The organism is Sulfitobacter undariae, from assembly GCF_014196805.1.
In the GTDB taxonomy this organism is placed as follows: domain Bacteria; phylum Pseudomonadota; class Alphaproteobacteria; order Rhodobacterales; family Rhodobacteraceae; genus Sulfitobacter; species Sulfitobacter undariae.
The window spans coordinates 20,099-31,598 of record NZ_JACIEI010000008.1 but is presented as its reverse complement, the minus strand read 5'-3'; the positions used below and the strand labels follow the sequence as shown (position 1 = coordinate 31,598).

At 55.4% G+C, this 11,500-nt stretch carries 12 protein-coding genes; 7 read left to right on the top strand and 5 right to left on the bottom strand.

Features of this window, described 5'->3' with window-relative positions:
* Positions 1-77 precede the first annotated feature (77 nt).
* Positions 78-992, top strand: coding sequence for an inositol monophosphatase family protein (locus tag GGR95_RS11930; RefSeq protein ID WP_184566111.1), 915 nt, complete (start codon positions 78-80; stop codon positions 990-992).
* 3 nt (positions 993-995) lie between these two features.
* On the opposite strand, the gene gcvH is transcribed toward GGR95_RS11930, so the two are convergent.
* The gene (gcvH, locus tag GGR95_RS11925; protein ID WP_184566109.1) at positions 996-1,361 is read right to left on the bottom strand and encodes a glycine cleavage system protein GcvH; all 366 of its coding nucleotides are present in this window, start codon (positions 1,359-1,361) and stop codon (positions 996-998) included.
* 130 nt (positions 1,362-1,491) lie between these two features.
* Here gcvH and GGR95_RS11920 point away from each other — a divergent pair, with 130 nt between their 5' ends.
* Entirely contained in the window at positions 1,492-2,052 is a 561-nt protein-coding gene (locus GGR95_RS11920) for a gamma-glutamylcyclotransferase family protein (protein ID WP_184566107.1), read from the top strand.
* Positions 2,053-2,073: 21 nt separating this feature from the next.
* Here the strand turns inward: GGR95_RS11920 and gltX are convergent, their stop codons facing one another.
* The 3 genes from gltX to GGR95_RS11905 form a co-directional block, all read right to left on the bottom strand.
* Complete coding sequence (gltX, locus tag GGR95_RS11915) at positions 2,074-3,408, bottom strand: glutamate--tRNA ligase (RefSeq protein WP_184566105.1); 1,335 nt, start codon at positions 3,406-3,408, stop codon at positions 2,074-2,076.
* Positions 3,409-3,485: 77 nt separating this feature from the next.
* A complete protein-coding gene (locus GGR95_RS11910; RefSeq protein ID WP_246423361.1) occupies positions 3,486-4,304 on the bottom strand; it encodes a CE1 family esterase in 819 nt (272 codons plus the stop codon).
* Between the two features lie 2 nt (positions 4,305-4,306).
* Positions 4,307-5,965, bottom strand: coding sequence for an NAD+ synthase (locus tag GGR95_RS11905; protein ID WP_184566103.1), 1,659 nt, complete (start codon positions 5,963-5,965; stop codon positions 4,307-4,309).
* 152 nt (positions 5,966-6,117) lie between these two features.
* Here GGR95_RS11905 and GGR95_RS11900 point away from each other — a divergent pair, with 152 nt between their 5' ends.
* Positions 6,118-7,575 (top strand): MORN repeat-containing protein, encoded by a 1,458-nt coding sequence (locus GGR95_RS11900; protein WP_184566101.1) that lies wholly within the window; start codon positions 6,118-6,120, stop codon positions 7,573-7,575.
* A 36-nt stretch (positions 7,576-7,611) separates the two neighbouring features.
* On the opposite strand, the gene GGR95_RS11895 is transcribed toward GGR95_RS11900, so the two are convergent.
* On the bottom strand, positions 7,612-8,304 hold the full coding sequence (locus tag GGR95_RS11895) for an ArsR/SmtB family transcription factor (RefSeq protein WP_184566099.1): 693 nt from the start codon (positions 8,302-8,304) through the stop codon (positions 7,612-7,614).
* A 72-nt stretch (positions 8,305-8,376) separates the two neighbouring features.
* Between GGR95_RS11895 and GGR95_RS11890 the strand changes: the two genes are divergently transcribed.
* From GGR95_RS11890 to GGR95_RS11875, 4 genes are all read left to right on the top strand, one after another.
* Positions 8,377-8,700, top strand: a complete 324-nt coding sequence (locus tag GGR95_RS11890) for an NIPSNAP family protein (protein ID WP_184566097.1) — start codon at positions 8,377-8,379, stop codon at positions 8,698-8,700.
* The gene (locus GGR95_RS11885; RefSeq protein ID WP_184566095.1) at positions 8,697-9,041 is read left to right on the top strand and encodes an antibiotic biosynthesis monooxygenase family protein; all 345 of its coding nucleotides are present in this window, start codon (positions 8,697-8,699) and stop codon (positions 9,039-9,041) included. Before GGR95_RS11890 ends, GGR95_RS11885 begins: the two co-directional genes overlap by 4 nt.
* A gap of 111 nt (positions 9,042-9,152) precedes the next feature.
* A complete protein-coding gene (locus GGR95_RS11880) occupies positions 9,153-9,473 on the top strand; it encodes a DMT family transporter (protein ID WP_184566093.1) in 321 nt (106 codons plus the stop codon).
* A gap of 285 nt (positions 9,474-9,758) precedes the next feature.
* Entirely contained in the window at positions 9,759-11,324 is a 1,566-nt protein-coding gene (locus tag GGR95_RS11875) for a 2-isopropylmalate synthase (protein WP_184566091.1), read from the top strand.
* The last annotated feature ends 176 nt before the right edge of the window (positions 11,325-11,500 follow it).

The window sequence follows — 11,500 nt, the reverse complement described above, 5'->3', positions numbered from 1 at the left end:
TGCGGTTAATTTCTCCGTAGTTCCCCTTTTCATCAGGGTCAGGTCGCGTAAACTCTGACCAACCAAGGAGCGCAATAATGTCTGATACCGATTCCGATACTTCTCTGCCTGCTACTCTGACACCTGCCGTGACGGCGGCCCAACGCAAGCAAATCATCAACATCGTCAGACGGGCGGCACGGGCAGAAATCATGCCCCGTTTCAAGCGCCTGTCAGATGGTGATATCCGCACCAAAACCCGCGCCGATGATCTGGTCACCGAGGCAGACCTCAAAGCCGAAGCCATGATCACACGCGCCTTGCAAATTGCTTTTCCCAGCGCATTGGTGATCGGCGAAGAAGCCGTGGCAGCCAAACCTGAACTGCTGGACGGCATCGCAGATGCACAACTGGCTTTCCATATCGACCCCGTAGACGGCACATGGAATTTCGCACATGGCCTGCCCGTTTTTGGTGTGATCATCGCGGCCACGCGGTACGGCAAACCTGTGTTCGGGTTGATCTATGACCCCGTAGGTGACGATTGGGCCATCGCGGACGAAGACATGACACCGCAGCTGCAACGCCCATTTGGCGCAGACCGCGATTTGAAAGTTTCAAATGGCAAACCACTGGAAGAGCTGTCAGGCGTCATCCCCCTGCACCTGTTTGCCAAAGACAAGCAGCCGCAACTGGCCGCGACCTTCCCCAGCTTTGCACGTGTAAACACGTTGCGCTGTTCTGCACATGAATACCGTATGGTGGCGCAAGGACATGTCGACTTTGTTCTGACAGCAATGCTGCACCCATGGGATCATGCGGCAGGCGCGCTGATCGCTGCACGCGCGGGTGCACATGTCGAGATGCTGGACGGTGGCGATTATTCCGCCTCACGCCAATCAGGGCATCTGCTGGTCGCGCCGGATAAACCCACATGGAACAAGCTGAAAAAACAGTTCAGCTTTTTAATCGCGGACACCAAGGCCAAAGAAGAAAAGCCCAAGGCGGAATAGACCTTAGCGGATGTATTTCTGATAGGTCGCTTCATCCATCAACTCTTCCAGAGCATCGACATCTTCGATGTTCATCTTAAAGAGCCAGCCATCCCCTAACGGGTCTTCGCTGATCACCTCTGGCGCACGCGTCAGAGGTGAATTGACCTCAATCACTTCGCCGTCCAGCGGCGCAAGGATATCAACCGCGTCATCATCCGCTTCGATCACCACCACAGGGTCATCCGTCGAAATCATATCGCCTTCATCGGGCAGCTCAACAAATGTGACGTCGCCCAATTCGCCAACGCCATAAGGCGTCAGCCCCACAGTGATCGCATCTTCACCGTCTTCGATACGCAGCCACAGATGTTCTTCAGTAAATTTCATGGCAATTGCCCTCCGCTATTTTTTTGTTCTGCCAAAGCTCGAAGGCTTTTTCAATCCGTTAGATGCATGGTTGCCCAAAGGGATGCAGGATGTTTAGGGTGCGCCACAATTACCAACGGAAAGACCTTTGATGCACCCTTGTTTCTTTGGCTATGGCAGCCTCGTCAATCGCAACACGCATATTTACGCTCAGGCGTCCCGTGCAAGCCTGTCAGGCTGGCGGCGCAAATGGGTCTATACACAGGAACGCAGCCTTGCGATTTTGAGTGTGATCCCTGATGCAGATACCACCATCGACGGGCTGATTGCCGAGGTTCCAAATGCTGATTGGGCCGCGTTGGATGCACGTGAATATGGGTATGCACGTATTGAATCAGGCGGATCGGTCACGCACCCCCGTGCGCCCGAAACTGAAATATCGCATTATTCCGTCCCGTCCCAAACATGGGTCGAGTGCACCAAAAATCAAATTTTGCTTAGCTATCTGGATGTAGTTGTGCAGGGTTATTTACGTGAATATGGCGCTGGCGGTGTGGCAGATTTTTTTGCGACAACCGATGGATGGGACACACAGGTTCTCAATGACCGTGCCGCACCCAGATATCCACGTGCCCAGACTCTAACCGCGCAGGAAACCGCGCTGGTGGATCAACATCTAGCACTCAGAAATGCAGCAATCGTGGCGGCCTAACGCCGTCACGCAGACGCGGGATTATCCCCGCGCTTTGACAACTTGCAACAGCGGCATAACGCTAGACATGTCTGGTCCATGCGCCTGCCCCGTCAGCGCCTTGCGCAGCGGCATGAACAGGCCTTTGCCTTTTCGGCCAGTCGCTTCTTTCACCGCTGCGGTCCAAGTGCCCCAGGTTGCCGCGTCGAACGGGCCTTCTGGCAGTAATCCCATAGCTTGGGCAACGAATTCACGGTCTTCATCGTCGATCACCGGATCAGCACCCAAGCTGAACATATCCCACCAACCTTTAAGGTCATGCAGGGTGGTGATATTTTCGCGTGTCACTGCCCAAAACTGTTCGGCTTGCACCTCTGGCACACCCAGTGCGGCGATGTGATCGGCTACATCTGTAACCGCAAGTGTCTGGAGGTAGTGGGCTGTTAGCGGCTTGAGGTCTTCGGCATCAAACTTTGTCGGTGACGATCCAAACCGCGAGATGTTGAAACCGTCAATCAGAGTCGACATTTCGGTGCGCAGTTCAACCGGATCAGAAGACCCGAGGCGCGACATCAGGCTCAGCAACGCTTGAGGGGCGATACCCGCTTCGCGTAGGTCCTTCAACGCAAGTACACCCAGACGTTTGGACAGGGCCTCGCCTTGCGGACCTGTCAACAGCGAGTGATGCGCGAAGGTCGGCACATCGCCGCCCAATGCATGCATGATCTGGATTTGTGTACCCGTGTTGGTCACGTGGTCAGACCCACGCACAACATGGGTCACACCCATTTCGGTATCATCCACAACGCTTGCCAATGTATAGAGAATTTGGCCGTCACCGCGGATCAATACGGGGTCAGAGACAGACGCGCCATCAATGCTCACGTCGCCGAGAATACCGTCATTCCAGACAATCCGCTCATGCTTGAGCTTGAAGCGCCACACCCCTTCACCACGTTCGGCCCGCAACGCTTCTTTGGCAGCGTCATTCAGCGTCAACGCCGCACGGTCATAGACCGGAGGCTTGCCCATGTTCAGCTGCTTTTTGCGTTTGAGATCCAATTCCGTTGGCGTCTCGAAGGCTTCGTAGAAACGATCCATGTCGCGCAATTGCTGCGCCGCTTCTTGGTATTTTTCCAAACGCAGGGATTGGCGCTCAACACGGTCCCAATGCAGGCCCAGCCAATCAAGATCGCGTTTGATCCCGTCAACATATTCTTCTTTGGAGCGAACCGGATCGGTATCATCAATCCGCAAAATGAATTCGCCACCCGCCTTACGCGCGATCAGATAGTTCATCAGCGCTGTGCGCAAATTTCCAACGTGAATCCAGCCAGTGGGGGACGGGGCGAAACGTGTAATGGTTTTATCAGACATATATGCCTCCTGTTGCCGCGCTTGCTGGCACAGCGCAGCCGCTTTGTCCAGTTCGTGGTGTACACATAGCCGCTCTGTTATAGCTGACTAGCAGCTTTCAAACGGTCCAACGCGTAGCCTAAATATTCGGTTCGGAAAGAATGCCCGCCCTTGAACAGACAGAATTCCAAAATCTCTCCATCTGGATTGCCCTGCGTTGTGCAGGTGAACATATCCAGTTTTCTCGTCGTCTTGGGGCCAAACTCCCCGAAATTTGCATACATCTCGAGAGCTTCCGCAACCCTGCCTTGGCGCGTTTGTCCAATGGCGCGACCTTCCAAGGGAACCGTTGTGTCACGGTCACCGTGAATATGCACAATACTGGCGGCAGGCGTAGCACAGGAGGCAGGTGGTGCTTTCCAATAGGTCCCCGAAATCGGCACATATCCGACAAATTTTTGCGGCTGCGCACATGCCAAATTCCACACCATCATGCCGCCCGCGCTAAAGCCACTGGCCACCAACCGATTAGGATTAATAGAAAACCGTGTTGTTGCATCGGCAATCACAGCATCAAAATAGGCAAATTCCGCTGCACCTGTGCTGTCGGGCGTGCGCGGCCCGTTTGGCAAATCCCAATTGCCGTCCACACCCTGCGCCGCAATCAGCGCCAGACCCTGTGCATGGACCATTTTGCGCAAACTGAGATTACGCATCGCGCCAGCAGCTGACCCGCCATAGCCATGCGCCCAAATCACAGCGCCCATCGGTTTTTCAGCACCTTCGGGCAGCGAAATACGGTAGACGCGGTCGCCAACTATGCAATCGCTGTCCGCCCCGCAGGCATAGGCGATCGGCGCGGTCATCAGCGCCACTAGGAACACCACATAGGGTCTCAGGCTTTTGAAAAATCCCATCTCTAACTCGGATCACGCCAACGATTTGCAATAGGATAGCGGCGATCCAACCAAAACGCCCCGTGTGTCAGGCGCGGACCCGGCGCGGACTGAAACCGTTTGTACTCGGAGATATAAACCAGATGTTCGATCTTTTTGGCCACATCGCGGTCGAACCCTGCCGCCACACAATCTGCAATTGAGCCGTCGCTATCCACCAAAATCTCTAGGATCGCGTCCAGTTCTGGATAGTCGGGCAGGCTATCACTGTCCTTTTGATCATCGCGCAACTCGGCTGAAGGGGCTTTGGTGATGATGTTTTCGGGAATAACGCGGCCCTCAAGGCCGTCCATCCATGGCGCGTGGTTGGCATTGCGCCAACGACATGTCTCAAACACGCGCATTTTATACAGGTCTTTGATCGGGTTATATCCACCCGCCATGTCGCCATAAATAGTGGCATAGCCCACAGCAACCTCGGATTTGTTTCCCGTGGTCAGCAGCATCTCGCCAAATTTATTCGACATCGCCATCAGCAGCAGCCCCCGCAGCCGGCTTTGGATGTTTTCTTCGGTGAGATCAGGCTCAGTGCCTTCAAACAATGGCGCCAACGTCTGGGTGATCGCATCCCGCCCTGCCTTGATCGGCACGTATTCATACCGCACCCCAAGAGCATTTGCGCAATCCTCAGCGTCTTTCAAAGATGCCTTGGACGTGTATTCAGAAGGTAACATCACGCACCGCACGTTTTCGGCACCCAAGGCATCAACGGCAATAGTCGCCACCAGCGCTGAATCGATACCACCAGACATGCCCAACAGTACCTTTTTGAAACCCGTCTTGCGCATATAGTCGCGCAGCCCTTGCACCATAACGCGGTAGTCCTGCGCATAAGGGTCTGCATGCACGGCTTTTTCACCCTCCAGAATGCGCCAGCCTTCTGGCCCGCGCTCCAGATCAATATGCTGTGTAACGGCGTCAAAAGCAGGCAGTTGAAACGCCAGCTTGCCCCCTGGGTTAAGCCCAAAGCTTGCCCCGTCAAAAATCTGGTCATCCTGCCCGCCAACCATATTCAGATAAATCAGCGGTAGGTCGGTTTCGATCACGCGCGATACCATATGGCTCATCCGCGTATCAAACTTGCCGCGGTAATAGGGTGACCCATTCGGCACGAGCAAAAATTCAGCCCCTGTTTCTGCCAGCGTCTCGGCCACGTCCTCATGCCATGCATCTTCACAGATCGGACTGCCGATACGGACATCCCCGATGGAATACGGCCCGCCCAAAGGGCCACTGTCAAAGATGCGGACTTCGTCAAAGACAGTCTCGTTTGGCAAATGGTGTTTCAGAATACGCGACACAATTTTCCCGCCTTTGAGAATCAAATAGGCGTTAAACAGCTCCGCTCCTTCCGCCCAAGGCGCACCAATCGCCAGCGCAGGACCATCCGCACAATCGCGTGCCAAGGCCTCGATGTGTGTCATGACATCCAGTTGAAAGGCCTGCTTTATTACAAGGTCTTGTGCGTTATAGCCTGCGATGAACATCTCTGGCAGCGCCACCAGATCAGCCCCCGCCTCACGGCCCTCTTGCCATGCTTTACGTGCTTGGGCTGCATTGCCCGCCAAATCGCCAACCGTGGGGTTGAGTTGCCCAAGTGTGATACGAAACCGCTCTGCCATGGTCTTTCCTCTCAATATTCTGCATTCGATGTAGCAGATCATCGCCTAAGGGGAAGCCCGCAAACCGCCAGAGCGGCAAAAGGGCGTTGCCCCTTGGTGTCTGGATCACTAGTCTGCCCGCAACAACAGCCGCCCCAGCCCACAGGACAGCCATGACCCTACGCACCTTGCTCCTTGCCACTGCTTTCACGCCCTTGATGCTTGCATCAGCGTTTGCTCAGAACACCCAAGTGCTGAGCAAACAATATGAAGACGGCGGCGTCTACGAGGGTACATTCAAAAATGGGCTACAGCACGGCACTGGCAGCTATGTCCTACCAAACGGCTACGAATATGACGGCCAGTGGGTCGAGGGCGAGATAAAAGGAAAGGGCACTGCCCGTTTTCCAAATGGCTCTGTCTATGAGGGCGACTTTGCCAAAGGTAAACCTGACGGCATCGGCAAAATCATCATGGCAGATGGTGGCACCTATGAGGGCGAATGGCTGGACGGCACGATTGTAGGACAAGGCGTTGCTGTTCACGCGAGCGGCGAGCGGTATGAAGGCGGTTTTCGCAATGGCAAGCGCCACGGCAAAGGTGTACTGGTAACGCCTTCGGGCTATGAATACAAAGGCGACTGGCTGGACGGTCTGGCCACGGGCCAAGCCGTAATCAAAGACGCAGAAGGTGCGGTCTATGAAGGCACCGTCGTGAACGGGGCGCGGTCTGGGACAGGTAAACTGGTGCACCCCGAAGGTTTTACCCTCGAAGGGACGTGGTCCGAAGGCCAGTTGAACGGTAAAGGCAAAATCCTTTCCGCAAATGGCGACACCTATGAGGGCGATTTAGTGGCGGGTCGCCGCGAAGGCACAGGCACATCAACCACCGCCTCCGGCGATAGCTATACGGGCGAATACCTGAACGACCAGCGCAATGGCTCCGGAACGTTTAAAGGCGCTGACGGCTATACCTATGAAGGAATGTGGGCCGAAGGACGCGCAGAAGGGCAAGGCACAGTCACCTATCCCGACGGCTCTGTTCAGACTGGAATCTTCTTGGATAATCTTGCCGAAGGGACTGGCAAAATCACCTACCCCGATGGTTCAACCTATGAGGGGGATTGGGTTGCTGGCGTCATTGAAGGCCAAGGCCGCGCCACTTACCCCAACGGGATGGTCTATGAAGGCGGCTTTGTAGATGCCCGCAACGAGGGGCAAGGCACACTCGACTACGGTGACGGTCGCACCTATGTGGGCGCGTGGAAAGACGGGCTGCGCGATGGCTCTGGAACTGCCACCTATCCAGATGGCACCCTTTATGTTGGACAATTTACTGCGGGCCAACGTGAGGGCACGGGCAAGATCACTATGGCCAACGGCTTTGTCTATGATGGCCAATGGGCAGGCGGCGCGATCAACGGCAACGGTACGGCAACATATGCCAACGGCGATGTCTATCAAGGGCGATTCAAAGACGGCAAACGGCATGGCAGTGGCACGATGCGTTATGCGACAGGGGAAGAAGCAGCAGGGGATTGGGACAATGATGCCCTCAGCACCGCACCCGCAGAAGAGATCGGAACAGAGGCCCTAGTCGATCAAGAAGAGCCTGAGGAAGCTACAGAGTAAGCAGCTTTAACGCGCCGTATTTATTATTAGGGCGGATCAGAGACTGGGCAGCGGCCCGAACCACGTCTCAAATCCCCTGCGCCCCTGTGAAGTAAAAGTAACAACGCGGCTCCCTGCTTGCCGATGCGCCCAGCCTTGGAGCTCCATCTGTGCCAGCATTGCACGGCCCAAGCTGCCTGCCAAATGCGTCCGCCGCGCGCTCCAATCCAGACAGCTTCGGCACAAGGGCACACGCGCACGGCGTAGCGCTGCGATATCCACTCCGAAATCGGTGACAAATACCTCTCCCGATGCAGTCAGCGCCAAGGTTTCACCCGCTTGAGTGAGATGACCATGTGCCAACATCGCGTCAAACATTGCGATCCCGCGTGCCCCCGCCAAATGGTTGTAACACACGCGCGCTTCGCGCAGCGCGACGTCACGTGGGCCTGTGCGCGTGCGCAAATGCCCCTGCCCCGCAGCCAACCCCATCAGCGCCTCAAGTACATTCGCAACATGCGGCCCCGCCAAAGATATGTATTTGTGCCGCCCCGATTTACGCACCGCCGTCAGCCCACCCGCCTCCAGCTTTGCCAGATGCGCACTGGCGGTTTGCACCGTCACGCCCGCTTCCGAAGCAAGCTCGGTGGCTGTTAACGCCTTGCCGCTCATCAGGGCGCTCAGGATATTGGCGCGTGCCGGATCACCGATCAACGCTGCAATACGTGCAATGTCTGGACCTTCTTTCATAGTTCGATCGTAAGCGAAGCATAAACGCAGAACAACAGGCTAAGTAGGGTTAGGCAACAAAAGGAAATAACCATGCTTACCTGTATCATCCGCTATCAGATCGACCCGACGAAGAAGGAACAATTCAAGCAATACGCCCGCAACTGGGGACAAGCGATACCGCGCTGCGGCGCTGATCTGATTGGATATTATGCCCCACACGAAGGGTCATCTACACTTGCCTATGGCATCTATAACATCCCGTCTCTGGCCGACTACGAAGCCTACCGGGCACGCCTGTCCGCTGATCCATTGGGCCGCGAAAACTATGAATTTGCGCAATCTGAGAAGTTCCTCTTGCGCGAAGATCGCACATTCCTCACCTTAGCCTCTACCCCACATGGAGCCGCCAAATGATCGCAGTCATCTTCGAAGTGATGCCCCACCCAGACCGCAAAGCAGAATACCTCGACATTGCAGCATCCCTGCGTCCGTTGCTGGACGAAGTTGACGGATTTATCTCGGTCGAGCGCTTCCAGAGCTTGACCAACCCCGACAAAATCCTGTCGCTTTCCTTTTTCCGTGACGAAGCGGCCGTGGCCGACTGGCGCCGCCTGACCAAACACCGCGCCGCGCAAACATCAGGCCGCGGCGGGATATTCACCGATTACCACCTGCGCATTGCCCATGTGATCCGCGACTATGGCATGTTTGACCGCGATGAAGCCCCAAAGGATAGCCGCGAAACCCACAGATAATCATTTTCATTGCCCCTTTTTGAAAACCACATTAAGCGCAAAGCCAGCGGGACGACCCGCGCTTTTTGTATTTCTCGGGACGACCCGAAATTGACAAAGAAAGGCTAACCAATGCCTTGGATTCTACTCGCGCTCGCTGGCTTACTCGAAATCGTCTGGGCCTATTCCATGAAGAAATCGGCCGGCTTTACGCTGCTGGTTCCCAGCGTCATCACCATCACCACAATGATCGCAAGCGTTGTTCTACTCTCGCTTGCGATGCGCTCGCTGCCGCTGGGCACAGCCTATACCGTCTGGACGGGCATTGGCGCAGTTGGTGCGTTTTGCGTGGGCATCATCGCGCTGGGAGAGCCGATCACCCCTGCGCGCATCCTTGCAGCAACGCTGATCGTTGCAGGTATCATCCTCATGAAGGTCTCAAGCACCTCCTGACAGATACCCATCTCTATTACTGCCTATAAACCCTGTGATGATCGCCTTCGGGCGGTCATCTGATAAAGACTGCATTCTTTCTCTTCCCATCTGAAAAACCGCCGTTATAAATACATTCATGACAAACGCCGCACATATCCCTCACCAAGCGCAAATTGCTGCGCCAATGCTGCGTGCATCCCTGCTACTGCTAGCCCGCCTCTGAGCGTGCCATCCGGCGCGCCCGCTCAGAGGGATGTGCCGCGCGCCAAGAATAGCAAAAGCAGACAACAGAAAGCCCCTAACATGACCGATACAAAACAAGACCGCGTCTTGATCTTTGACACCACATTGCGCGATGGCGAACAATCGCCGGGTGCCACAATGACCCATGCGGAAAAACTGGAAATCGCACAGTTGCTCGATGAAATGGGTGTGGATGTGATCGAAGCAGGCTTTCCCATCGCCTCCGAGGGCGATTTCGCTGCCGTCTCCGAGATCGCGCGTCAGGCCAAAACCGCCCAAATCTGCGGCCTTGCCCGTGCGCAATTCGGTGACATTGACCGCTGCTGGGATGCCGTAAAACACGCCAAAAACCCGCGTATTCACACCTTTATCGGCACCTCACCGTTGCACCGCGCCATTCCGAACCTCAACATGGACGAAATGGCCGACCGCATCCACGAAACGGTCACACATGCGCGCAACCTGTGTGATAATATTCAGTGGTCCCCGATGGATGCCACCCGCACCGAGGCAGATTACCTGTGCCGCACAGTTGAGATCGCTATCAAAGCGGGTGCAACAACGATCAACATCCCCGATACCGTAGGGTACACCGCACCACGCGAAAGCGCGGAATTGATCCGTATGTTGCTGGAACGTGTTCCAGGTGCAGATGAGATCATTTTTGCCACCCACTGCCACAACGATCTGGGCATGGCCACAGCCAACAGCCTTGCCGCTGTCGAAGCTGGGGCGCGTCAAATTGAGTGCACAATCAACGGCTTGGGAGAGCGTGCAGGCAACACCGCCCTGGAAGAAGTTGTGATGGCGTTGAAAGTACGCAACGATATCATGCCCTTCCAAACCCGTGTTGATTCAACCAAATTGATGAACATTTCGCGCCGTGTTGCCTCTGTCAGTGGTTTTGCCGTGCAGTTCAACAAGGCCATTGTCGGTAAAAACGCCTTTGCGCATGAAAGCGGCATCCACCAAGATGGCATGCTGAAAAACGCCGAAACATTCGAGATCATGCGCCCAGAAGACGTGGGTTTGACCGAGACAAATATCGTCATGGGCAAACACTCGGGCCGCGCTGCGCTGCGCTCCAAGCTCGAGAACCTCGGGTATGAGTTGGGGGATAACCAGCTCAAGGATGTTTTTGTAAGGTTCAAAGAACTGGCCGACCGCAAAAAGGAAATCTACGACGAAGATTTGATCGCCTTGATGCGCATTGCAACAGATCCAGAAGCAGATAGAATCAAATTGCAATCCATGCATGTAGTCTGCGGCACCGATGGCCCGAACCACGCCAAAATGACGCTGCTCATCGACGATGTTGAGCACAGCACCGAACAGGACGGCGACGGCCCTGTTGATGCGTCGTTCAAATGCATCAAAGCAATGGTGGAACATTCTGCCCGCTTGCAACTGTATCAAGTGGCCGCCGTCACTGAAGGCACCGATGCGCAAGCCACGGTTTCCGTGCGCCTAGAAGAGGACGGCCGCATTGTAACAGGCCAATCCGCAGACACCGATACGGTTGTTGCTTCAGCGCGCGCCTATATCCATGCACTCAACCGCTTGTTGGTGCGCCGCGAGAAAGGCGGCACTGACAAACGCGAGATTAACTACAAAGACGCAAACTAAAACCATGGGGGCGGGTTGATCCCGCCCCTTTTCTTGACCACCGGCGCGCTCTCACAGAGAGTCGACCGCAGCCTTCTACCTATACAGGCACAATCATGCCGAATGAGAAGCAACTCCCCCTTTATCCCCACGCTATGCAGCCCTATAAGAGCGCAGCCTGCTCCTTGTGAGAGTCG